Source organism: Croceicoccus sp. Ery5, assembly GCF_020985325.1.
Taxonomy (GTDB): Bacteria; Pseudomonadota; Alphaproteobacteria; order Sphingomonadales; family Sphingomonadaceae; genus Croceicoccus.
This window is the reverse complement of the sequence record NZ_CP087587.1, coordinates 1,565,147-1,587,997: the sequence shown is the minus strand read 5'-3', so window position 1 is coordinate 1,587,997 and position 22,851 is coordinate 1,565,147. Positions and strand designations below refer to the sequence as shown.

Here is a 22,851-nt window from a genome sequence, read left to right as displayed (position 1 = left end):
TCCCGTCAAGACCCCGTCACGCGCGGCATAGCTGCCCGTCTAGGGCGCGGCCCCTTTAGGAAAGGGGTCTGGCCAAGTCAACACGGCCTAATCAGCCATTCGTCTTATACTTGTTGGTGATCGCACGCGCGCAAAATCGCCCCGCCCGCCAGGGGCTGCCGCCGAACGGCCCGCAATCGCGTCCTAACCGACCGACGGACAGCGCGGATCGAGCCGCGCCGCGCCCGATCCGCGGGTCTGCCAGCTTCCGTCGGGCGCCTGGTATTTTTCGCCCGCACTGGTGCGCGCGATCAGGATGCACCCTTGCGCGAATGCGAATTCCTCGATCGTCACGCCCTCGGCCCGCGCCTTGTCGGCATAGCTGGCCTTGCGCCGGATGTTCAGGTCGTCGACCAGCTTGCGCAATGCCGCGTCGGGAGAGCCGACAAAGCCCAGATATCCGTCCATCTTCTCACCGATCGCGCCATTCGCGCGCGCGGCGGCATAGGCGGGATCGCGCTGCACGGCAGAGGCCGGAGCGGCGATCATGCCGGTTGCGGTGACGGCAGTGGCGGCGATGGCCACCACAGCCATGCCGGCAGCGGACAGAATTCTATTACGAGCCATCAGAAAATCTCCGGATTATCCTCTATGTTCTGCTCGGCGGAATCGACCAGCCGGTAGAGCACTTCCTGTTTGATATTGATGTTGAGCTCGATCACGATCGCATCGTTGGGTGCGTTCACATTAATGCACCCCGCCAGCGGCGCGGCCATTGTCAACGCCAGTGCGATATTGCGCAAAGCCCGATATCCAGATCCATGCTCCTTCATCGCGGGACCAGTCGCAGCGCGTATTGCCTGCGTCAATCCGGTCGACGCTTCTATGGCACGGTTCATGGCACGGTCTCGCTTTCGGCATTGTGAATGGAGGGTTTAACCGGCGGCAAGCCAGCGACCAGATCGCCTTGCGGAGCCGGAGGGATTTCGGGAGCTTCGGGGTCGGGCACCAGTGCGCCACCCTCTTCCTTCAACAGGCCCAGTTCGCGCGGATCGCGCACCGAAGCCGGATCGTACAGCGATTTCAGGCTGGAAAGCAGCTGGTAGAAGGGCGCGCGTATATTGACGTTGAAGCGCACCGGCAGGCTGGCCAGCTTGCGGGTCAGAATATTCTTCGACGCGGCCTCTCCCTGGCTGACCCCGTCGATCCGCACGCGGGTGACGATCTCCCCCTCCAGCGCGCCGTCCATGCCGATGGTCATATTCTTGTAATCCAGCGATTTCAGCGCATCGAAGGCGAAATTGGTGATCGCGGACATATCCTCATAGCTGAGCGCCCCGACATAGGAGAGATTGCCGCCCGGCGCGCGCGATTGCAGGAACCCTTGCTCGATCCGCCCGCCCGCCTTGTCGAACACCACCGGCAGGGTGCCGTCGAACGTGCCGGTTGCCGACAGATTGGCCATTTCCATCCTTTCGAGGAAGCGCGCCGCATCCAGCCCCTCGATCACGAAGACATAGCGCCGCGTCTCGTCCGCGCCCAAGGTCATGCGCACGGGCCGCAATTCCAGCGTGCCGCCGACAAAGGGCCATTTGCCCGAATGGAAGGCAAAGACATTCCCTTCCTCAAGAGCATAGCGGATCACGCCGTTTTCGACCGGAATGCCGGGATTGATTTCGGCCACGGTGATCGTCTGGTCGGGCGCGGTGACCATGCCCATCAGATCGGTAAAGCGGATCGTTCCCGCCATGCCCTTGACCGGTCCGAATGCCGCCGCGAAATCGAGCGAGGCCGTGGTGAACTGGCCGGTGGACGTAATGCCTTGCGCGCTCCAGTCGATCCGCCCGCTGCCATCGACCCGCCCCTGCATATTGGCGACCACGCCCAGCGCCAGCGGGGTGATATCGGTCGGTTGCAGGCCCTCATCGAAACGCAGCCCGTCAACCGTCAGATCGGCATGGCCAGTCCCGCTGCCCAGATCATGCGCGATATCGACGGCGGTAACCTGTCTGCCGGTCGTTTCCTCGCGCAGCAGGGCTTGCGCCGCGATCCGGTTGTCGGCCAGCTTTAAGGTCGCCCCTTCGCTCACCATCGGATTGAACCGGGCCGAAGCCGCGCGGTCGGTCATCCGAAGGCTGACGTCGTCCAGCGCCAGCACGCCATCGTAATAGGACCATTGGCCCGATGCCCGCGTAATATCGTGCGGCACGGCGGCCATGCGCATTTCGGCATCGGCAAAGCTGCCGCCGATCGCGCTGCCCAGATCGGCTTTCAGATCGCTCAACACGAATTGCGTTTCCGATCCGCCCTCACCCAGTTGCACATCCAGATCGCGCGCTGCCATGGAGCCGGGAAAGGCAAATCCCACCGGGCCGCCATTCACGCGCACCGGCGTGTCGCCCAGACGCCCCGCCAGCGCCAGTTCGGGCACGCCCGCCGCGAAACGGGCGCCGTTTTGCGTCACGCGCAGCATCGCGCCGTCGCCTGGCGGACACAAAGTAATGCTTTGCCGAACCATCGACAGGCTTGCCAATGTCAGCGCGTCGAATCGCGGCGAAATGCACGCGGTGCCCAGCGCCAGCCCGCTCCGCTCGCTCCATCCGCCCGCGACCGGCAGGTTCAACGCATCTACCCTCCCGCCGGGGAACGCGCCGCTGGCGATAAGGCGGCCGGCAATCGAAACCGCGCCCGAAGCGTTTTGCACGAGGCGCATGTCGGGCACGGCCAGCGCCGCGTCGCGGGCGCTATATTCCGCCATGGTCAGCCGCATCGCGCGAACGCCATCCTTACGCTCTTCCATCCGGCCCGTGATGCGCGGCAACCCCGCGCCGCCGGTGGAAAAATTGCCCGCCACTTCGGCAGGCCGGTCGCCGCCAAACCCGTATTGCCCGCGCGAGAGCGCCAGCAGCGTCTCTCCGCTCGTGCCCCGCCAGCGCGCCTGCGGCACGATCAGCGTCGTGCGGCCATCTGCAAGGCGCGCCTGCATATCCGCCGAGAAACTGCTGCCCTTACCCTCTGCCGCCAGGCCGCTTTGCAATTTGGCCAGCAAAGGCTCCGCCAGCGTTCCCGCGGCCGATTTGCGCCATCCCGCCATCAGTGTATTGAGATCGCCCGCAGCTTGTAGCCCCTTACCCTCAAGTCCGCCGTTGAAGGCCACATGCGACAGGTCCGACCGCGCGCGGACGCGCCCTTCCAGCCGGACGGTTCGCCCCTTGATGCCCGATGCTTCCACCCCGCTGGCGGACAAGTCGAAATTCGACATCAGAGCGCCCTTGCCGTCGCGGGTCAGCGCCAGATCGCCCGTCAGCGCGTCGGCATGCGCCATATCATGCGTCAAACCGCGTCCGTTCAGGCGTCCACGCAGCGCGAAACTGGCGAAATCCTGCGTCTCGGCATGCAATTGCAGCGCGTTTTGGCCCATGGCCTCGCCGGACGCGCATTGCAGGCTGGCCAGACGCACCGGACCGTCAAACGCCAGTCGCCCCCTGCGCGTCGCCAACGTGCCATAAAGGCTCCCCCCCTCGCCCATACAATCGCCCAGCGCCATCCGGGGTATGACCGCACCCGCCACGCCTGCAAAGCCGCTGGCCAGATTGCCGCGGCCTTCCAGCTTGGCACCGACATCGCCCCAGGGACTGCGCACCAGTGCCCGCCCGTCCGCAATCGCAAGGTCCAGATCGGGCAATGCGAACGGCCCGTCGCTCGCACTGTCGTAAATCACCCTGTCGAGAGCACCGAAACTGACCTTTTCGCCATCCCAGCGCCCGTAAAGCCGCGGCTTTTCCAGCCTGACGCCGCCGATGGCGGGCGTGCCAAAGCGATAGGCGATCGTCACCACGGCCCGCTCTACCGTCAGGTCGGGGTCAAGGGGATCGCCCACCACGATATTGCCGATCACCTGCTGCTGCGGCCCGATCGAAATCACCTCATAGCTCGCCGGAACGCCATATTCGGCCAGCGTCGAATCGATCAGATCACCGGCCAGCCTTTCGCGCGTAACGTAAAGCCCGGCAAATATGCCCAGCGAGATCGCGAAAAATACCAGCGCCACATCGGCGAAAAACCGCCGTTTGCGATATCGGCGCGCACGAACGGGGGCATCGACCGGTTCGCCGGTCGGCACTTCTCCCGCCTGTTCGTTATCGTCCTGTTCGCTCATGCCGCCTGCGCAATCGAATATCGGCGCCCTTGCAGCTGGCCGAATGCTGGGCCGAACTTGCGCATTCGTCCGGCAAAAGGCAATGACCGCACAGGGATGCGCACGATTTCGTGCCGCCGAAAGGGGACGTTTACGCCATGGCCGACGGGCAGGAACCGCTGCCGATCGATGCGCCTGCCATACCGCCGCAGGCCAGGCCGCAGGACGGCACCGATCCGCGCGGCCATCGCGCGCGACTGCGCGAAAGGCTGCTGTCAGGCGGGATCTATGCGCTGGGCGATCATGAAATCGTCGAATATCTGTTGATGACAGCGATCCCGCGAAAGGATGTGAAACCGATCGCACGCAGCCTTTTGCAGCGCTTCGGCAGCCTGGCGGGCGTTTTCAATGCCGACCGCAAGGCGCTGGCCGACCATCCCGGTATGGGAGAGACCAGTGCCGCGGCGCTGAAGATCGTGGGGGTTGCGGCCCGTCGGCTGGCGCGCAGCCAGGTGCAGGAAAAGCCGATTCTGGGCAGCTGGCAGGCGCTGATCGATTATCTGACGATCGATATGGCGCATCTGACGGTCGAACGGGTGCGCGTCCTCTATCTCAATGCGCAAAACCGGTTGATTCGCGACGATCATGTCGGCGACGGCTCGCTGGACGAAGCGGCCATCCACCCGCGCGAGGTAATCAAGCGCGCGATGGATCTGGGCGCGGCGGCGCTGATCCTTGTCCACAACCACCCCAGCGGCAATCCCGAACCGAGCAGGGCCGATATCCAGATCACCAATCGCATTGCCGAAGCAGGCCGGTTGCTGGGCGTGACGGTGCACGATCACATCATCGTGGGCCGCAGCGGCCATGTGTCGCTGCGTTCGAAGGGGCTGATATAGCAGGAAAATACATCTTCGGGGGCGGACATCGGAAACTGCCCACCCCCGCGACGTCACCGCCGCCTCACCCTTAAAAATGACCATCCGGGTCGCAGAAAGACAGTCATTCCCGCAGGCAAGCCATTGCGGCCGATATGCGAACGGCAGAGCGCATCGCGACCGGGGTCGGGAAAGCTGAAATCATTCAACGGAATTCCGGCAGCGTGCACGTCCCCCGCACGCCCGACGACCCGTCAACGACGGTGCCGACCTGTCACGCCAATGCCTGAACCTTCCCCAACCCGTCTGGTCCACGCCTGCCATCGCGGGCCATGACCCCGACGGAATGTAACATTTCATGCACCGTGGACGTATCGGTAACCGTTCATCGCGCGTAAAGGCAAGGAAATTCTTCAAATCCTAAGCGATCCGAAGCCTTCCCTGCCTGCGGGCGTTAACGATTTTCCTAAACGAGCCGCGACTGTTCCAGTGCCGCTTTGATGAATCCGGCGAACAGCGGATGGGGCGCGAATGGACGGCTCTTGTATTCGGGATGGAATTGCACGCCGACGAACCACGGGTGGTCGGGGCGTTCCACGATTTCGGGCAGCAGACCATCGGGCGACATGCCCGAAAACAGCAAGCCGCCCTGTTCCAGCGCTTCGCGGTAGGCGACGTTCACTTCGTAACGGTGGCGATGGCGCTCGGAAATCTCGGTGCTGCCATACAGATTGGCCGCGCGGCTGTTGCCCGCCAGCTTCGCGTCATAGGCGCCAAGCCGCATCGTGCCGCCAAGGTCACCGCCCTCGGCGCGCTTTTCAAGCCCTTCGGCGGTCATCCATTCGGTGATGATGCCGACGACAGGCTCGCTCGTTTCGCCGAACTCGGTCGAACTTGCGCCGGCGATTCCCGCCGTGTTGCGGGCGCCTTCGATGCAGGCCATCTGCATGCCGAGGCAGATGCCGAGGAATGGCACATCGCGTTCACGGGCAAAGCGGACGCTCTCGATCTTGCCTTCGCTGCCCCGTTCGCCAAAACCGCCGGGGACGAGGATGCCGTGCATCGGTTCCAGCGCCGCCACGATGTCCGATTCATCCTGCTCAAACAATTCGGCATCGATCCATTTCACATGGACCTTGGTGCGATTGGCCATTCCACCGTGAATCAGCGCTTCGTTCAGCGATTTATACGCATCGGGCAGGCCGACATATTTGCCGACCACGCCGATGGTCACCTCGCCCTCCGGATTCTCGAACCGGTCGACGATGTCGTCCCAGCCCGCCAGTTCGGGTGCCGGTGCATCCATCCGGAAATGGCGCAGAACCTCTGCGTCCAGACCCTCGGCATGATATTGCAGCGGCACCGCATAGATGCTGCTGGCATCGAGCGCGGGAATGACCGCTTCTGTCCGCACGTTGCAGAACTGCGCGATCTTGCGGCGTTCGCTTTCGGGCAATTCATGTTCGCAGCGGCACAGCAGCAGGTCGGGCTGTACGCCAAGGCTGGTCAGCTCGCGCACCGAATGCTGGGTGGGCTTGGTCTTCAGCTCGCCCGCCGCCTTGATATAGGGCACCAGCGTCACGTGAATCGCGGCGGTCTGTTCGCGCGGCAGTTCGTTACGCAGCTGGCGAATCGCCTCGATAAAGGGAAGCCCCTCGATATCGCCGACGGTGCCGCCGAATTCGCACAGGACGAAATCCAGCCCCTCGGTATCGGCAAGGGCGAATTGCTTGATCGCGTCGGTCACATGCGGGATCACCTGAACGGTCGCGCCCAGATAGTCGCCACGCCGTTCCCTGGCGATGATCGACTGATAGATCCGCCCGCTGGTGATATTGTCGCCCTGATGCGCCGACACGCCGGTAAAGCGTTCGTAGTGGCCGAGATCGAGGTCGGTTTCGGCCCCGTCGTCGGTCACGAAAACCTCGCCGTGCTGATAGGGGCTCATCGTCCCCGGATCGACATTGAGATAGGGGTCGAACTTACGAATGCGGACCTTGTAGCCACGCGCTTGCAAAAGGGCAGCCAGCGATGCCGCCATAAGACCTTTGCCGAGCGAGGAGACCACGCCGCCGGTGATGAAAATGTACCGCGCCATGGGAGTTGGGCCTTAGTCGAAAGAATCGAAAAGGGGCAAGCTTCGTGTGAAGCCTGCGGCCGCTTTTCGTCAATTTAATGGGGATGGACCGGATAAGCGCTCCGGTCCGGTGCTGATTTCAGGGCTGAACCCTATGCGGCCCGGTTATTCGGCCGAACCGGCCAGCGGATCTGCATCGGCAGCCGGCGCCGCCTCGCCCGCAGGCGCGGGGGTTGCGGCAGGAGCGGGGGTTGCGGCAGGAACGGCAGGCGCCAGCGGATCGGGCGCTGCGGCGGGGATCGTACGGTCGAGCGAGGTATCGATTTCGCTGCCCTGCGTGGTTTCGACGGCAATCGCCGCCAGCGCGATCGACAGCACGACGAACAGAACCGCCAGAATGCCGGTGGCCCGCGTCATGAAATTGGCCGCACCGCGCGCGCTCATCAAGCCGGACGGGCTACCGCCCACGCCAAGCCCGCCGCCTTCCGACTGCTGCATCAGGATCGCGCCGACCAGCGCCGCACCGACAATCGCTTGAACGATGGTAAGAAACAGGAAAAGCGACATCGATTGATCCGGTTATGCAGTCAGACAACAAGTTTGCGAAAATAGGAGCCGCGCGTGCCTATGCAAGCCCGTGCGCCGATCCAAGGCGGCGGCTCTTACCGGCAGCGGCCCGAACATGCAAGCAACCCGAACTGGCAAGCAACCCGAACTGGCAAGCAAATGCGCGCGCGCAGGTTTCGGGCGTTCAGCCTTCGTCCAAAGAGGATGCCGCCGCGATGATCGGTACGAAACCGTCCGCCGTCAGGCTGGCTCCGCCGACCAGCGCGCCGCCCACTTCGGATGCCGACAGCAATTCGGCCGCGTTATCGCCCTTGACCGAACCGCCATAGAGAATGCGGATTTCCTTCCCCTCGTCCCCGTAACGGTCCATCAGCACCGCACGCAGCCATTTATGCATTGTACCCACATCCTGAACCGACGGGACGCGGCCCGAGCCGATAGCCCAGATCGGTTCATAGGCGACCGACAGGCGCTGCGGCGAATCGGGCAGGCAATCAGCCAGCTGGCGCGCGACGATCTTCTCCGCCTCGCCCGAATCGCGCTGCTCCGCGCTTTCGCCCACGCACAGGATCACGCCAAGGTCGATAGCCTGCGCCGCTTCGGCCTTGGCCTGGACGTCCGCATTGGTCTCGCCGTGGTCGGCGCGGCGCTCGGAATGGCCGACGATCACGAAATCGGCCCCCGCCTCGCGCAGCATGGCGGCCGAAATATCGCCGGTATGCGCACCCTTCTCGGACGAATGGCAATTCTGCGCGCCCACGCCGATTTGGTTCACCGCCTCGCGCAGTGCCGAAATCAGCGTCGCGGGCGGCGCGATCGCCACCTCTACCTTGGGCAGGCGCGACGAAGCGCGGTCGATGGCGCGCGCCTCGCTAAGATCGGCGCGCATGCCGTGCATTTTCCAGTTTCCGACTACATAGCAACGTTGTGCCATCGATTACCCGTCCACCCTGTTTGTGATCCGTGCTGTCACAATGACAACGCCCGAAGGAATGACCCGGGAAGAATGACCCGGGAAGAATGACAGAGTCGATAGCCCTGCCGGTCGGCGGCGGCTAGCCCATGGAGGGTTTTGTGTCAAAACGGTAGCGGACCGGTCGTGCCCGCTTTGCGGGGACGGTGTTGCAGCGCGGCCATCACCCGCCTAAAGCCGTGCGCCAATGCATCGCGCCGGTCCGGTTTTACGCCGGGCCGCGCGAAGAAAATGACGGCCCCCTTACGGCCAAGTTACGGATTGCCAGTCACCATGATCCAGGGTTTTCGCAAGCTTTTCCAATCCCCGCTCGGCCTTGCGCTGACTTTGGGCTTTGTCGCGCTGATCGCTTTGGCGTTTGCCAGCGCGGATATCACCGGATCGGGCTTTGGCGGCATCGCGGGAAGCGAGCGCGTGGCGACGGTGGGCGACCAGAAAATCACCACGTCGCAATTGCGCACCACCGTGGGCAGCGCGTTCGAACAGGCGCGGGAAAATAATCCGACCGCCACCATGGAGGATTTTCTCGAGGCCGGCGCGATCGACAATCTGCTGGACCAGATGATCGAACGCTATGCGCTTTACGATTTCGGCCTGTCCAAGGGGATGCGCATCGGCGATTCGCTGATCGGCAGCGAATTGACGCAGATGGCCGCGTTTCAGGGCCCCGACGGAAAATTCAGCCAGGACCTCTACAATCAGGCCATCCAGCGCCGCGGCCTTTCGGACCAGATGGTGCGCGAGGATATCGGACAGGGCCTTGTTTCGCGCATGTTGCTGGTGCCCACGACCTATGGCGACAAGGCGCCGCTGAATGTCGCGCGCCGATATGCAGGGCTGCTCAATGAAACGCGCCATGGCGGCGTGGCGCTGATCCCCAGCCCTGCCTTTATCGATCAGGAACCGGTCGACGATGCGGTGCTGAAAAAATATCTCGCCGACAATCGCGACACCTATATGCTGCCCGAGCGTCGCACGATCCGCCTTGCGACTTTCGGCGCGGAAGTGCTGGGGGATGCGGCCAGGCCGACCGAGGCCGAGATTGCCGAACGCTATAAAGCGAATGCCAGCCAGTATGCCGCCCGCGAAGAGCGCGAGTTCGAGCAGTTGATCGTGCCCACCGAAGCCGCGGCAAATGCGCTGAAAGGGCAGATCGCTTCCCCCTCGCAATTGCGGGCCGTGGCGGAAAAGCAGGGGCTGGAGACGAATACGGTTACAGCCACCAGCCGCCAGCAACTGGCCTCGACATCGACGCCGCAGGTCGCCGCTGCCGTTTATGATGCGGCGTCGGGCAGCATCGTCGGGCCGGTTCGCGGCCCGCTGGGTTTTTACCTGATCCGCATCGGCAAGGTCACGCCGGTCGCGGCGCGCGGTATCGATGCCGTGCGCGGCGAGATTGCCGAAGCGATCGGGCAGGAAAAAACCCGTAGCCTGATGGCCGACCGCGCCTCGCAGATCGAGGATCGCCTGCAGTCGGGCGCAAGCCTTGCCGATGTCGCCAAATCGCTGAATGCCAAGGTGACCACCACGCCCCCGCTGACCGAGGATGGCAGCGTGTTCGGCGAAGGCGAAGTCGATCCGTCGGAAGCGCGTCTGGCACAGACCGTGTTCGCCATGCAGCCCGGCGGCGATGCGCAAATCGCGGCCAGCATGGACGGACAACGCTATGTGATCTTCGAACCCGGTGAAGTCACCCGTGCCGCGCCGCCGCCGTTCGACGACATCAAGGACGTGCTGACCCGCAATTACAAGCTGGAACAGGGCTCTGAAAAGGCAAAGGCGGCCGCCGACAAGGTGATGGCCGCGATCAAGGGCGGCAAGACCCTGTCCGAGGCGCTGGCCGCTCTCGATGTTCGCACGCCGCCGGTCGACAGCATCGATCTGTCGCGCCGCCAGCTGATGGCGCAGCGCCAGCAACGCGGTATCGCGCCGCCGCTGGCCCTGATGTTCACCATGGCACCTAAGACCGCAAAGCGGCTGGAAGCGCCCAATGGTCTGGGCTGGTTCATCGTCTCGCTCGACAGTATCGACGTTCCCGAACTGGCCGACGACGATCCGATTATCGCGCAGACGCAGGCCGAATTGTCGCGCCTTCGCCAGCAGGAGCTGATCGACCAGCTTCGCGTTGCGATTGCAAAGGAAGTGCCGGTGACGCGCAACGACAATGCGATTGCCGCCGTGCGCACGCAGCTTGCGCCCCAGCGCAATTGATCGCCCGTATATAAGCGAACCGCCGACACGATGACCGACACTGCCGCCCCCGAAAACGCGGATCACGCCCGCGACGCCTTTGCCGCCAGCCAGTTGCGCGCCGGTCGCGCGGGCGTGGTCTGGCGCAAGGTGATCGCGGATTGCGAAACGCCGGTGGCCGCCGCGGTCAAGCTGATCGAACCGGGTCGCGGCGATTTCCTGCTGGAATCGGTCGAAGGGGGCGAGACGCGCGGGCGTTACTCGCTTGTCGGGCTGGACCCCGACCTGCTGTTCCGCGCAAGGGGCGATACGGCGGAAATCAACCGCATCTGGCGGCATGACCGCAACGCTTTCGTCCAGCTGAAGGACGAGCCGCTGACCGCATTGCGCAATCTGGCGGCCAGCTGCCGTTTCGATGTGCCCGATGAATTGCCGCCCGCGCTTGCCTGTCTTGTCGGCTATTTCGGGTATGAAACGATCGGTCTGGTCGAGGATATCGCACGGCCCGCGCCCAATCCGCTGGACCTGCCCGACATGATCTTCGCGAGGCCCACGCTGATCCTCGTGTTCGACCGGCTGAAGGACACGCTGTTCTGCATCGCGCCCGTCTGGCCCTCGGAAAGCAGCGCCGATAATGCCGTTTCCGCCGCGGCAGAGCGGATCGAGGCCTGTCTGGCAAAGCTGCAGGGCGCGCGCCTTTCCACGCCTCCGCTTTTGCCAGAAGAGACCGAGGCAGCGCTGACCCCGCAATTGCCCGCGGGCCGCTATGCCGAGATGGTGCGCGCGGCCAAGGACTACATTACGGCGGGCGATATCTTTCAGGTGGTTCTGGCCCAGCGTTTCACGTGCCCCTTCCCGCTGCCTCCGCTGGCGCTCTACCGCGCGCTGCGACGGGTGAACCCGTCGCCCTTCCTCTATTTCCTCGACCTGCCCGGCTTTGCGCTGACGGGGTCCAGCCCCGAAATCCTCGTGCGCGTGCGCGGCGGGGCGGACGGCAAGCCCGAGGTGACGATCCGGCCCATCGCGGGCACCCGTCCGCGCGGCAAAGACGCCGAGGAAGACCGCGCCAATCGCGACAGCCTGCTGGCCGATCCCAAGGAACGCGCCGAACATCTGATGCTGCTGGATCTTGGCCGCAACGATGTGGGCCGCGTGGCGAAACCGGGCACGGTGCGCGTGACCGAAAGCTATACGGTCGAACACTACAGCCATGTCATGCATATCGTGTCGAACGTGGTGGGCGATCTTGCGGCCGATGCCGATGCCATCGACGCCATGTTCGCAGGCTTTCCCGCAGGCACGGTCAGCGGCGCGCCCAAGGTGCGGGCCTGCCAGATCATTGCCGAGCTTGAGCCGGAAACCCGCGGTGCCTATGCGGGCGGCGTCGGCTATTTCGCGCCGGACGGATCGGTGGACAGCTGCATCGTCCTGCGCACCGCCGTGGTCAAGGACGGGGTGATGCATGTGCAGGCAGGCGCGGGCATCGTGGCCGATTCCGATCCCGCCTATGAACAGCGGGAGTGCGAGGCAAAGGCGGGCGCATTGCTCGCCGCCGCGAAAGAGGCGCTCAGCCTCGCGGGTGAGCCGGGATACGGGCAATAGGCCCGCCCCGCTTCCCCCGCCGCCTTGATCTCGGTCCTATTCGCGCGCAAAGGCGGGCATCATGATCCTTGTCATCGACAATTACGACAGCTTCACCTGGAACCTCGTCCATTATCTGATGGAAATGGGCGCAAAGGTGGAAGTGGTGCGCAACGACGCCATCACGGCGGCAGACGCATTGAAAACCGGCGCGAAAGGCTTTCTGATCTCGCCCGGGCCCTGCACGCCGGACGAAGCGGGAATCAGCCTCGACCTCGTCGGCGCTTGCGCCGATGCGCGGCTGCCGCTGCTGGGCGTGTGCCTTGGCCACCAGTCCATCGGGCAATATTTCGGCGGCAAGGTCGTTCGCGGCGGGCTGATGCATGGCAAGACCTCACCCGTCGATCATGACGGAACGGGCGTGTTCGCGGGCCTGCCCTCGCCCTTTACCGCCACGCGCTATCACAGCCTTGTGGTAGAGGACGTGCCCGACTGTCTGAAGATCAACGCCACCACGCCGCGTCCGGACGAAGATGGCACCCATGCGATGGGCTTCCGCCACGAAAGCCTGCCGATCCACGGGGTTCAGTTCCACCCCGAAAGCATCGCCACGCAGCACGGCCATGCCATGCTCGCCAATTTCCTTGCGCTATGCGGTATCGACGCGGTTCTGCCCGCCGAACAGGCCGTGGTCGCATGATGGCATCGACCGGACTGACCATCGACGAAGCCGAAGCGCTGGTCGGGAAGATGCTCGACGGCGAAATGGCGGACGATGCCATTGCCGATGCGCTGACCGCCATGGCCGAGCGCGGCGAAACGGCAGAGGAAATCGCCGGTGCCGTGCGCGCCATGCGCGCAAGGATGAAGCCGGTTCCCGCGCCCGCACTTGCCATCGATGTTTGCGGTACGGGCGGCGACGGGCAGCATTCGCTGAACGTATCCACTGCCGTGGCGCTGGTGGTGGCCGCTTGCGGCGTGCCGGTGGCGAAACACGGCAATCGCGCGGCCAGCAGCAAGGCGGGCGGGGCCGATACGCTGGAAAGCCTAGGCCTGAACCTCGACAAGGCCGGTGCGCTGGCGGCTCAGACCCTGCCGGATCTGTCCATCGCCTTTATGTTTGCCCAATCGCACCATCCCGCGCTGGGCCGCATTGCCCCGATCCGCAAGGCACTGGGCCGCCGCACCATCTTCAACTTCACCGGCCCGCTGGCCAATCCCGCCGGTGTCACCCGCCAGCTGGTCGGCGTCGCCAGCCCCGCTCTGGTGCCCGTTTACGCGTGCGCCATGCGCGATCTGGGCACCGAACGCGCACTGGTCGTGTCGGGCATGGAAGGTCTGGACGAATTATCGATTGCCGGGCCCAGCAGGACCGAAGCGATCGGGTTCGACTTTCCGTCCGAGATCGGCCCCGAAGACGCGGGCCTGCCTGTCCATCCGCTTGACGCGATCAAGGGGGGCGACGCGGATTTCAACGCCGCTGCCCTGCGCGACTTGCTGATGGGGGCCAAAGGTGCCTATCGCGACACGGTGATCTTCAACGCCGCCGCCGCCCTTGTGGTTGCGGGCGAAGCCGAAACCTTGCGCGAAGGCGCGGAAGAAGCCGCCGAAGTCATCGACAAGGGGCTGGCGAAGGCCTTGCTCGACTGCTGGATCGGCGTCGTGAATTCGGGACAATTGGCATGAGCAACCGTCTGCTCGAAATTTGCGACGTCAAACGCGGCGAAGTCGCCCTTCGCAAGGCGCAGCGTTCCCTGCGCGATCTGGAAGTGCTGGCCCGCGCACAGGAAGCACCGCGCGGTTTCGCCGCGCGGCTGGAACAGGCATCGCGGCGCGGCTTTGGCCTGATCGCGGAAATCAAGAAAGCTTCGCCTTCCAAAGGCCTGATTCGCGCTGATTTCGACCCACCCGAACATGCCCGCGCCTATGCCGCCGGCGGGGCGACCTGCCTGTCGGTGCTGACCGATGCGCCGCATTTTCAGGGGCACGAGGATTATCTCGTCGCCGCGCGCGCCGCCTGTACCCTGCCCGTGCTGCGCAAGGATTTCATGGTCGACCCCTGGCAAGTGACCGAAGCGCGCGCCATTGGCGCCGATGCGATCCTGATCATCGTCGCCGCGCTCGACGATACGCTCGCCGCCGAGATCGAGGCCGCCGCCATCGAAGCGCATATGGATGTGCTGGTCGAAGTGCATGACGAGGCCGAGATGGAGCGCGCGCACCGGCTGCGGTCGCGGCTGATCGGCGTCAACAACCGCGATCTGCGCACATTCACGACCGACATCGCCACCACCGCCCGGCTCGCCCCGCTGGCACCCCAAGGCGCCCTGCTGGTCAGCGAAAGCGGCATCGCCAGCCATGCCGACGTGCAGACCGTGTGCGAAACCTCGGGCGCGCGCTGTTTCTTGGTGGGAGAGAGCCTGATGCGGCAGGACGACGTGGCCACCGCCACGCGCGACCTATTGGGTCTTCCCCGCCTGTCCGGCATGGCCGGTCCGCTCGGAACGCGATGATGGGCAGCAGGCTGTCCCATATCGATGCCGCCGGCAATGCGCGCATGGTCGACATCGGCGGCAAGTCCGCAGCGCGCCGCATCGCGGTCGCCAGCGGGATCATCACCATGTCGGACGAAGCATTGCAGGCGATCCGCGAAGGCAGCGTGAAAAAGGGCGACGTGCTGGCGACGGCCCGCATTGCCGGTATCATGGCGGCCAAAAAGACGGGCGAGCTGGTGCCGCTGTGTCATCCGCTGCCCATCGATGCGGTGAATGTCGATTTCGCGTTCGAACACGGTGCGATCCGCGCCAGCGCCAGCGCCGCGATCGAGGCGAAGACCGGCGTAGAGATGGAAGCGATCACGGCCGTTTCGGTGGCGCTGATCACGATTTACGACATGGCCAAGGCTCTGGACAAGGGGATGGTCATCGGCGGTATCCGCCTGATCGCCAAGGATGGCGGCAAATCGGGCCGCTGGCGCGCCGCAGGGCACGAGGATCTGGAGCTTTGACGGCTCGCCCGTCGCCCGGGTCGCTGCTCGATCTGGACGAGGCGCAGCGACGCCTGCTGGCGATGGCACAGCGGTTACCCGCCGTCGATTTGCCTGCCGAAGAGGCATCGGGCCGCTGGCTGGCGCGCGATGTCATGGCGCTGCGATCGCAGCCGCCCGATCCGATGTCGGCCATGGACGGCTATGCCGTGCGGCAGGCCGATATGCCGGGACCGTGGAACATCGTCGGCGAAAGCGCGGCGGGCCATGTGTATCAAGGCTCTGTCGGTGCGGGTCAGGCCGTGCGCATCGCCACGGGCGGCGTGGTGCCCGACGGTGCGGACATGGTCGCCGTCCAGGAAGATTGCCGCCGCGAGGGCAACCGCCTTTATTTCGAAGGGGAACCGCCCGTCCCGCTTCACCGCCATATTCGGCCGCGCGGACTGGATTTCAGCGACGGCCAGACAGTCGCCAGGGCGGGCGAAAGGCTGACACCGGCACGGCTGGCGCTGGCCATCACCGCAGGTCATGGCATCTTGCCAGTGCATGAAATCGCCAACGTCGCCGTCATCGAAAGCGGCGATGAATTGCGCCCTGCCGGTGAACCGCTGCCCGCCGGTTCCATCCCCGCCAGCAACGGGGCGATGCTGGGCGCGTTGTTCGCAGATATCGGCTGCACGGTTCAGCGTCAGGGCCCCGTCCCCGACCGGCGGGATGCCTTGCGCAGCGCCTTCGAAAATGCAGGCGATGCGCAGATGATCGTCACCAGCGGGGGCGCTTCGGTGGGGGACCACGATCTCGTGCTGCCCGTACTGCAGGAGATGGGTGCCAAAATCGATTTCTGGCGCGTTGCGATCAAGCCGGGCAAGCCGATCCTTGTCGCAAGGCTGGGCAAGCAGCTCGTCATCGGCCTTCCCGGCAATCCGGTTTCCAGCTTCGTCACCGCGCATCTGTTCGCCCTGCCCGTCGTGCGCGCGCTGATGGGCGACCGGTCGCCGCTGCCCGCGCTGCAGCCCGCGTTCTGCCTTGCCGATCTGCCCGCAACCGGCAGGCGGACGGAATTTCTGCGCTGCCGCTTTACCGATGCAGGCGTCATGCCCCTGTTCCTTCAGGATAGTGCGGCATTAAGCCCGCTGGCCGAAGCCGATGCGCTGATCCTGCGCCCTGCAGGAAGCGGAACGGTTGCCAGCGGCGATATCGTACAAGTCATGCCCTTTGCCCCGCGCAATCGCGCCTAGTGGAACATTGCGTTAACATGGCTTGACGATCATTCTGATGTTGCTTAATTGTTCCGCATTCGTTCGCGCCATTGGGGTGCGGAACGGAACAGGACTTTGGGCGGAACAGGATATCGGCCATGCTTACGCGCAAACAGCACGAATTGCTGCTCTTCATTCAACAGCGGCTTGAGGATACGGGCATTTCCCCCTCGTTCGAGGAAATGAAGGAAGCGCTCGACCTGAAATCGAAGTCGGGTGTCCACCGGCTGATTTCCGCCTTGGAAGAACGCGGGTTCATCCGCCGCCTGCCCAATCGCGCCCGCGCGCTTGAAGTCATCCGTCAGCCCGACGACGTGACCGGCACGGCGAAACCGGCGGCAGTGGCGCCAAGCGCGGCGAAAGCCGATAATGTGGTCGAATTCAGGCGTCCGTCCCCGCCGTCCGGCGCGTCGAACGATGTGATCGAAATTCCCCTGCACGGTCGGATCGCCGCCGGCGTCCCGATCGAAGCGATGGAGGATACGCAGGTCCTGCCTGTTCCCGCAGCCTTGCTGGGCAGCGGTGAGCATTACGCGCTGGAAGTATCGGGCGATTCCATGGTGGAGGCCGGTATTTTCGACGGCGATTACGCTCTGGTCCGCCGCACCGACACCGCCCGCGACGGAGAGATCATCGTCGCGCTGGTGCGGGGCGAGGAAGCGACGCTGAAATATCTGCGGCGCGAAAACGGCATGGTCCGGCTCGATCCCGCCAATGCTGCCTATGAACCGCAAATCTACGATCCGTCGGAGGTTCAGGTTCAGGGACGGCTCGCCGGATTGCTTCGCCGCTATCACTGATCGGATGATTAGGTCACCATCCGTGGCGGTCGCCTTGGGGTCTGACCGCGCGGATGGTGCCGTTCGATAGGTCGACGGCCAGCCCGCCGCGCCGCGTCAGCAGGCTGCTGTCCGCCTTCAGCATGGCCGGCTGGCAATCGGCGGGAAGCCGCCTGCTGGCGATCACGATATCGGCGCGCGCACATGCCGCGACCATCGGGCCATAGGGCACCTCTGCCGGTCGCTGGGCGACAAGTAACACGCGCCCCTCCGCTTCGATCTGGCAGAAATCGCCATTGCATCGTGCCCCCGGCCATTCTGGAAACTCGGCGAACGGCTCGACGCCATATTGCGCGCCTTTTCCCATCGCCTCCACCATGGCCTCGGCAGAGAAGCTGGTACTGTTGCGCAACAGGTAAAGCCGTCCGTCCGGCGCCAGTAGCGCAGCGTTGCGGCCACTTTGCTCGATCAGCAAATCGGCTGGCCGAGCCAGAAACAATGCAGGCAGCCCGATCGCCAACGGTGCCAACCCCCACAGGCGGAGCCGCCCAGACCAAAGCGCCAGCCACAATCCGCCCGCAACACAGGCAAGCACGGCCCACAGGGCGATCTGCGGCAGTTGCAAAACCGCCCCCCGCAATGACGACGTGCCATGCGCCAGCGCGATAATCAGATCGAGCGATTTGGCCCCCGCCCACCAGAACGGTGCACCCCAGCCGACGGCATCGAAGACCAGCCCGCCGATCAGCACCGGCAGCGTCAATCCCGTCATCAGCGGAATCGCGATGACATTGGCCAGCGAGCCGTAAACCCCTGACCGCTGGAAATGGAACAGCACCAAAGGCGTCAGCGCCGCCTCTACCACAAGACCGGTCAGGAACAGCAGCAAGCCGGCGTGGAGCAGTCGCCCCGGACGACCCTCTCCCCGCCTCTCTCCCCGCTTCCCCCGCAGCCATGCGACGAACCGGCTGTTATGGAACGCCACGATCGCGATCACCGCGGCAAAGCTGAGTTGAAACGACGGGCCGATGACGGCCTCTGGCCAGAACAGCATCACGCCCATTGCGGCCAGTGCAATCAGGCGCAACGACAATGCCTGCCGCCCCAGCGCCAGCGCGCCCACCACCAGAAGGGCCGCAAGGCAGGCGCGCACCGTGGGCAAGGCCGCTCCCGTCAGCAGCGTATAGGCGATACCCGCCACCGCGCCCGTCCCCGCTGCCGCCAGAGGCAGCCGGACCCGCAGGGCCAGCCATGGGAACAAGGCCCCCACACGGACGACCAGAAGCCACGCGATTGCCACGATGGCGCCCACATGCAGCCCGCTGATCGAGAGCATATGCGCCAGACCTGCATCGCGCATCGCTTGCCCGTCGCTGTCGGGAATTGCGCCCCTGTCACCGGTAATCAGCGTGGCCGCGATCGCCGCGGACGCCGTGCCGCCGAACCGCCCGACCTGTTCGCGCACATGCGCGGCCAGCCTGCTGCGCCAACCCGCGATTCCGCCGCCCTCGCGCGTGATCGCCGGCTGCTCGAGCAGAGAGCCCGAAGCCGCCAGCCCGTCGAACCATGCTGCCCGTGCGAAATCATACCCGCCCGGCACGGCAGCGCGCTGGGGCGGTATCAATCGCAGCTTTGCGCGGAATTGCGCCCCCGCCGTCAGCCGCGGATCATCCATCTCCTCCGGCACGTTCAGCCGTGCGCGGATCGACCTTGCATCCAGCGGATCCCGCGTGGCGACGATCAGCCGTACCCGTTCGCGCGCCGGTTGTTCCTCGCGCTCCAGTACCAACGCCTCGACCACGGCGACACGCGGGCCTGCCACCGGCTCTGTCCCGATCAGGGCGGATCGCGCCCAGATCAGCACGATCCCCGCCGCGATCATCAGCGGCACCGCAACGGCGGCAATGCGCAGCAGGGCGCGATCGTCTGCCCGCAATGCAATCAGGGCCAGACCGGCCGGCAATCCGCACAGCCCCAGCGCGATCAGCCAGTCGCCGGGGCCCGGCAGGGCGAACCAGATACCGATCCCCGCCAGCATCGCGACCGCCAGCCATGGCATGCGTTCAAAGCCGCGATCGGCAAGCAACGCCTCTAATCGTGCCACGGCACTGGACAAATGCGCTTCGCTCCCCCATTTCCGCAACCGCGAAGGAAGGCGGGAATCGCCTTCGTCCTCGCCCGCTATCGGGACGATGGTATTGGCAACGATGGTATTGGCACGGGCCTTCCCCATGGCACCGCGCAAGTCATTCATACCAAATCGTCTCCGGTTCGAGCGGCTCGCCCATGACATGTATTGAAAGAGGAAGCACGCGCAGATGGCAAGCGGCCAGGCAGACGGAACCGGCAGCGGAACGGGGAAAAACCCGACGCAAGGAACTGTCGTCACGCGTTTCGCACCCTCGCCCACCGGTTTCCTGCATATCGGCGGCGCGCGCACCGCGCTGTTCAACTGGCTCTATGCCCGCCACTTCGGCGGCAAGACGCTGCTGAGGATCGAGGATACGGACAAGGCGCGGTCCACGAAGGAAGCCATCGACGCCATTCTCGACGGGCTGGACTGGCTGGGCTTCGATTACGACGAAGCGCCTGTGTTCCAGTCCGAACGCGCGGCCCGCCATGCAGAGGTTGCGAACACGCTACTGGAAGCGGGCCATGCCTATCGCTGCTATGCCACGGCCGAAGAGCTTGAGCAGATGCGCGCCGAGCAGCGCGCCGCGAAAAAGCCGCTGCGCTATGATGGCCGCTGGCGCGACCGCGATCCTGCCGAGGCTCCCGAAGGCGCGCCCTTCGTCGTCCGCCTGAAAACGCCGACCGACGGCGTGACCGAGATCGAGGATGCCGTGCAGGGCAAGGTCAAGGTTCGCAACGAAGAGATCGACGATTACATCCTGCTGCGTTCGGACGGTTCGCCGACCTATATGCTGGCCGTGGTGGTCGACGATCACGAGATGGGGGTGACCCATGTGATCCGCGGCGACGACCATCTGAACAATGCCTTCCGCCAATTGCCGATCTATCGCGCGATGAACGCTATCGAAGGCGGATGGGACGATCCGGTCTATGCCCATATCCCGCTGATCCACGGTGCGGACGGCGCGAAACTGTCCAAGCGTCACGGCGCGATGGGTGTCGATGCCTATCGCGACGAGCTGGGTCTGCTGCCCGAAGCGGTTGTGAACTATCTGCTCCGTCTGGGCTGGGGCCATGGCGATCAGGAAATCTTCAGCCGGGACGAAGCGGTCGCCTTGTTCGACCTGCCCGCCGTCGGCAAAAGCCCGTCGCGCTTCGATTTCAAGAAGCTCGCCAATATGAACGGGCAATATATGCGCGAGGCGGATGATGCGCGGCTTGCCGATCTGGCCGCACCGCGCATTGCCGCGCTGGAAGCCGGTTTCGACGCTGACAGCCATCGCGATCTGCTGGTGCAGGCCATGCCATCGCTAAAGGCGCGCGCCAAGAATCTCGACGAGCTGGCCGAAGGAGCCTTGTTCCTGTTCCGCCAGCGTCCCTTGCCGCTGGACGACAAGGCCGCCTCTCTGCTGCAGGCCGAAGGCGCGGGCGAATTGCTGGCCGATGTGGCCGATCGTCTGGAACAGGCATCCGACTGGTCGATCGGGCCGCTGGAAACCGAATTGAAAGCCATGGCCGAAGAGCGCGAGCTGGGCCTTGGCAAGATCGCACAGCCGCTGCGCGCGGCACTGACCGGGCAATCGACATCGCCCGGGATTTTCGACGTGCTGGTGCTTTTGGGCCGCGAGGAAAGCCTTGCGCGCATCCGCGAGCACGCGGGCGCGGCAGTGCCATAGGCATCGGGGCCATAGGCATCGGGGCCATAGGCATCGGGGCCGGATGCCATTCCGGCTTGACGGGTGCGCCGGCACAGGAAATTGAGACGTTAGAAGAAGAGGAGTGAGTAAGTGGGCGATACGGCGAAACTGACCGCAGGGGGCGGCGACTACGAATTTCCGGTAAAGAGCGGAACGCTTGGTCCGGATGTCGTCGATATCGGCAAGCTTTACGGCAAGTCGGGCATGTTCACTTATGACCCCGGCTTCACCTCCACCGCCAGCTGCGATTCAGGCCTGACCTTTATCGATGGCGAAGAAGGCGTGCTGCTGCACCGCGGCTATCCCATCGGCCAGCTGGCCGAACAGTCCAGCTTCATGGAAGTGTCCTATCTGATGCTGAACGGCGAGCTTCCTTCCAAGGAAGAGCTCGACAAGTTCGAATTCACCATCACGCGCCACACCATGCTGCACGATCAGCTGCGCCAGTTCTATCAGGGTTTCCGCCGCGACGCGCACCCGATGGCGATCATGTGCGGCGTTGTCGGCGCGCTGTCGGCTTTCTATCACGACAGCACCGATATTTCGGACCCCGAACACCGCAAGATCAGCTCGCACCGCCTGATCGCCAAAATGCCGACCATTGCGGCGATGGCGTATAAATATTCGATCGGTCAGCCCTTCCTGCAGCCCGATAACTCGCTGAGCTATACCGGCAATTTCCTGCGCATGACCTTTGGCGTCCCGGCCGAGGAATATGAGGTGATCCCCGCCGTCGAAAAGGCGATGGACCGCATCTTCATCCTGCATGCCGACCATGAACAAAACGCCTCGACCTCGACCGTGCGTCTGGCCGGTTCGTCGGGTGCGAACCCGTTTGCCTGTATCGCGGCGGGCATCGCCTGTCTGTGGGGTCCGGCGCATGGCGGCGCGAACGAAGCCGCGCTGAACATGCTTCACGAAATCGGCACCCCCGACAAGATCCCCGAATATATCGCGCGCGCCAAGAACAAGGACGACCCGTTCCGCCTGATGGGCTTTGGCCACCGCGTCTATAAGAACTACGACCCGCGGGCGACCGTGATGCAAAAGACGGTGCGCGAAGTGTTCGACGCGCTGAAGGTCAACGACCCTGTGTTCGAAGTTGCCCTGCAGCTGGAAGAAATGGCGCTGAACGATGAATATTTCATCGAGAAGAAGCTGTTCCCGAACGTCGACTTCTATTCGGGCGTGATCCTGTCGGCCATCGGCTTCCCGACCGAGATGTTCACCGCACTGTTCGCCCTTGCCCGCACCGTCGGCTGGGTCGCGCAGTGGAACGAGATGATTTCCGATCCCGGCCAGCGCATCGGCCGTCCGCGCCAGCTTTACACCGGCCCGGCAGAGCGCGATTATGTGCCTATCAATCAACGCTAATTTCTGGCGCTGATTCGGCGATAAAGGATATGACGATGCTGAGACTGGCTTTTACCATCCTCGGCATCGTCATTTTTCTTATGGGGACCTTGTGGACGCTGCAGGGTCTGGAACTGGTCTCATGGCCTGCCAGCAGCTTTATGATCGGCAAGCGGCAATGGGCCTATATCGGCGTGCTGGCGATGGCCGCGGGGCTGATCCTGGCATGGCTGATGCAGCGTCGACGCAGCGACCGCTGAC

At 64.4% G+C, this 22,851-nt stretch carries 19 protein-coding genes; 12 read left to right on the top strand and 7 right to left on the bottom strand.

What is annotated here, in order from left to right; genetic code table 11:
* Positions 1-183 precede the first annotated feature (183 nt).
* From LOZ74_RS07310 to LOZ74_RS07300, 3 genes are read right to left on the bottom strand one after another with little or no spacing between them, the layout of a single operon-like run.
* On the bottom strand, positions 184-606 hold the full coding sequence (locus tag LOZ74_RS07310) for a YdbL family protein (protein WP_230293493.1): 423 nt from the start codon (positions 604-606) through the stop codon (positions 184-186).
* Entirely contained in the window at positions 606-878 is a 273-nt protein-coding gene (locus LOZ74_RS18300) for a YnbE family lipoprotein (RefSeq protein ID WP_370638885.1), read from the bottom strand. Before LOZ74_RS18300 ends, LOZ74_RS07310 begins: the two co-directional genes overlap by 1 nt.
* Complete coding sequence (locus LOZ74_RS07300; protein WP_230293492.1) at positions 875-4,138, bottom strand: YdbH domain-containing protein; 3,264 nt, start codon at positions 4,136-4,138, stop codon at positions 875-877. The genes LOZ74_RS18300 and LOZ74_RS07300 overlap by 4 nt, the downstream gene beginning before the upstream one ends.
* 137 nt (positions 4,139-4,275) lie before the next feature.
* Here LOZ74_RS07300 and radC point away from each other — a divergent pair, with 137 nt between their 5' ends.
* A complete protein-coding gene (radC, locus tag LOZ74_RS07295; RefSeq protein WP_230293491.1) occupies positions 4,276-5,016 on the top strand; it encodes a DNA repair protein RadC in 741 nt (246 codons plus the stop codon).
* A gap of 445 nt (positions 5,017-5,461) precedes the next feature.
* Here the strand turns inward: radC and LOZ74_RS07290 are convergent, their stop codons facing one another.
* The 3 genes from LOZ74_RS07290 to tpiA all read right to left on the bottom strand — a co-directional run bounded on the left by LOZ74_RS07290 (position 5,462) and on the right by tpiA (position 8,573).
* On the bottom strand, positions 5,462-7,093 hold the full coding sequence (locus tag LOZ74_RS07290) for a CTP synthase (protein WP_230281278.1): 1,632 nt from the start codon (positions 7,091-7,093) through the stop codon (positions 5,462-5,464).
* A 144-nt stretch (positions 7,094-7,237) separates the two neighbouring features.
* Positions 7,238-7,639, bottom strand: a complete 402-nt coding sequence (gene secG, locus LOZ74_RS07285) for a preprotein translocase subunit SecG (protein WP_230293490.1) — start codon at positions 7,637-7,639, stop codon at positions 7,238-7,240.
* Between the two features lie 184 nt (positions 7,640-7,823).
* Entirely contained in the window at positions 7,824-8,573 is a 750-nt protein-coding gene (gene tpiA / locus LOZ74_RS07280) for a triose-phosphate isomerase (RefSeq protein WP_230293489.1), read from the bottom strand.
* A 312-nt stretch (positions 8,574-8,885) separates the two neighbouring features.
* Here tpiA and LOZ74_RS07275 point away from each other — a divergent pair, with 312 nt between their 5' ends.
* The 8 genes from LOZ74_RS07275 to lexA all read left to right on the top strand — a co-directional run bounded on the left by LOZ74_RS07275 (position 8,886) and on the right by lexA (position 17,428).
* Positions 8,886-10,823: a peptidyl-prolyl cis-trans isomerase gene (locus tag LOZ74_RS07275; protein WP_230293488.1), complete on the top strand. Its 1,938-nt coding sequence runs from the start codon at positions 8,886-8,888 to the stop codon at positions 10,821-10,823.
* 30 nt (positions 10,824-10,853) lie between these two features.
* Complete coding sequence (gene trpE / locus LOZ74_RS07270; RefSeq protein WP_230293487.1) at positions 10,854-12,404, top strand: anthranilate synthase component I; 1,551 nt, start codon at positions 10,854-10,856, stop codon at positions 12,402-12,404.
* A 61-nt stretch (positions 12,405-12,465) separates the two neighbouring features.
* The gene (locus LOZ74_RS07265; RefSeq protein ID WP_230281283.1) at positions 12,466-13,083 is read left to right on the top strand and encodes an aminodeoxychorismate/anthranilate synthase component II; all 618 of its coding nucleotides are present in this window, start codon (positions 12,466-12,468) and stop codon (positions 13,081-13,083) included.
* The gene (gene trpD, locus LOZ74_RS07260; RefSeq protein WP_230293486.1) at positions 13,080-14,069 is read left to right on the top strand and encodes an anthranilate phosphoribosyltransferase; all 990 of its coding nucleotides are present in this window, start codon (positions 13,080-13,082) and stop codon (positions 14,067-14,069) included. The genes LOZ74_RS07265 and trpD overlap by 4 nt, the downstream gene beginning before the upstream one ends.
* On the top strand, positions 14,066-14,896 hold the full coding sequence (trpC, locus tag LOZ74_RS07255) for an indole-3-glycerol phosphate synthase TrpC (protein ID WP_230293485.1): 831 nt from the start codon (positions 14,066-14,068) through the stop codon (positions 14,894-14,896). The genes trpD and trpC overlap by 4 nt, the downstream gene beginning before the upstream one ends.
* Positions 14,896-15,390 (top strand): cyclic pyranopterin monophosphate synthase MoaC, encoded by a 495-nt coding sequence (gene moaC / locus LOZ74_RS07250; protein WP_230293839.1) that lies wholly within the window; start codon positions 14,896-14,898, stop codon positions 15,388-15,390. Before trpC ends, moaC begins: the two co-directional genes overlap by 1 nt.
* On the top strand, positions 15,387-16,607 hold the full coding sequence (locus LOZ74_RS07245) for a molybdopterin molybdotransferase MoeA (protein WP_230293484.1): 1,221 nt from the start codon (positions 15,387-15,389) through the stop codon (positions 16,605-16,607). Before moaC ends, LOZ74_RS07245 begins: the two co-directional genes overlap by 4 nt.
* 119 nt (positions 16,608-16,726) lie before the next feature.
* Entirely contained in the window at positions 16,727-17,428 is a 702-nt protein-coding gene (lexA, locus tag LOZ74_RS07240; RefSeq protein WP_230281287.1) for a transcriptional repressor LexA, read from the top strand.
* A gap of 13 nt (positions 17,429-17,441) precedes the next feature.
* Here lexA and LOZ74_RS07235 read toward each other — a convergent pair whose 3' ends face one another.
* Positions 17,442-19,640: a ComEC/Rec2 family competence protein gene (locus LOZ74_RS07235; RefSeq protein ID WP_230293483.1), complete on the bottom strand. Its 2,199-nt coding sequence runs from the start codon at positions 19,638-19,640 to the stop codon at positions 17,442-17,444.
* An 85-nt stretch (positions 19,641-19,725) separates the two neighbouring features.
* Here LOZ74_RS07235 and gltX point away from each other — a divergent pair, with 85 nt between their 5' ends.
* The 3 genes from gltX to LOZ74_RS07220 all read left to right on the top strand — a co-directional run bounded on the left by gltX (position 19,726) and on the right by LOZ74_RS07220 (position 22,850).
* A complete protein-coding gene (gene gltX, locus LOZ74_RS07230; RefSeq protein ID WP_230293482.1) occupies positions 19,726-21,216 on the top strand; it encodes a glutamate--tRNA ligase in 1,491 nt (496 codons plus the stop codon).
* 111 nt (positions 21,217-21,327) lie between these two features.
* The gene (locus tag LOZ74_RS07225) at positions 21,328-22,611 is read left to right on the top strand and encodes a citrate synthase (RefSeq protein WP_230293481.1); all 1,284 of its coding nucleotides are present in this window, start codon (positions 21,328-21,330) and stop codon (positions 22,609-22,611) included.
* A gap of 35 nt (positions 22,612-22,646) precedes the next feature.
* Entirely contained in the window at positions 22,647-22,850 is a 204-nt protein-coding gene (locus LOZ74_RS07220; RefSeq protein ID WP_230293480.1) for a hypothetical protein, read from the top strand.
* Position 22,851 lies beyond the last annotated feature (1 nt).

Bases quoted from the DNA above. Each gene is read 5' to 3' on its own strand.
- LOZ74_RS07310 (WP_230293493.1), bottom strand. From the start codon at position 606: ATGGCTCGTAATAGAATTCTGTCCGCTGCCGGCATGGCTGTGGTGGCC.
- LOZ74_RS18300 (WP_370638885.1), bottom strand. From the start codon at position 878: ATGAACCGTGCCATAGAAGCGTCGACCGGATTGACGCAGGCAATACGC.
- LOZ74_RS07300 (WP_230293492.1), bottom strand. From the start codon at position 4,138: ATGAGCGAACAGGACGATAACGAACAGGCGGGAGAAGTGCCGACCGGC.
- radC (WP_230293491.1), top strand. From the start codon at position 4,276: ATGGCCGACGGGCAGGAACCGCTGCCGATCGATGCGCCTGCCATACCG.
- LOZ74_RS07290 (WP_230281278.1), bottom strand. From the start codon at position 7,093: ATGGCGCGGTACATTTTCATCACCGGCGGCGTGGTCTCCTCGCTCGGC.
- secG (WP_230293490.1), bottom strand. From the start codon at position 7,639: ATGTCGCTTTTCCTGTTTCTTACCATCGTTCAAGCGATTGTCGGTGCG.
- tpiA (WP_230293489.1), bottom strand. From the start codon at position 8,573: ATGGCACAACGTTGCTATGTAGTCGGAAACTGGAAAATGCACGGCATG.
- LOZ74_RS07275 (WP_230293488.1), top strand. From the start codon at position 8,886: ATGATCCAGGGTTTTCGCAAGCTTTTCCAATCCCCGCTCGGCCTTGCG.
- trpE (WP_230293487.1), top strand. From the start codon at position 10,854: ATGACCGACACTGCCGCCCCCGAAAACGCGGATCACGCCCGCGACGCC.
- LOZ74_RS07265 (WP_230281283.1), top strand. From the start codon at position 12,466: ATGATCCTTGTCATCGACAATTACGACAGCTTCACCTGGAACCTCGTC.
- trpD (WP_230293486.1), top strand. From the start codon at position 13,080: ATGATGGCATCGACCGGACTGACCATCGACGAAGCCGAAGCGCTGGTC.
- trpC (WP_230293485.1), top strand. From the start codon at position 14,066: ATGAGCAACCGTCTGCTCGAAATTTGCGACGTCAAACGCGGCGAAGTC.
- moaC (WP_230293839.1), top strand. From the start codon at position 14,896: ATGGGCAGCAGGCTGTCCCATATCGATGCCGCCGGCAATGCGCGCATG.
- lexA (WP_230281287.1), top strand. From the start codon at position 16,727: ATGCTTACGCGCAAACAGCACGAATTGCTGCTCTTCATTCAACAGCGG.
- LOZ74_RS07235 (WP_230293483.1), bottom strand. From the start codon at position 19,640: ATGGGGAAGGCCCGTGCCAATACCATCGTTGCCAATACCATCGTCCCG.
- gltX (WP_230293482.1), top strand. From the start codon at position 19,726: ATGGCAAGCGGCCAGGCAGACGGAACCGGCAGCGGAACGGGGAAAAAC.
- LOZ74_RS07220 (WP_230293480.1), top strand. From the start codon at position 22,647: ATGCTGAGACTGGCTTTTACCATCCTCGGCATCGTCATTTTTCTTATG.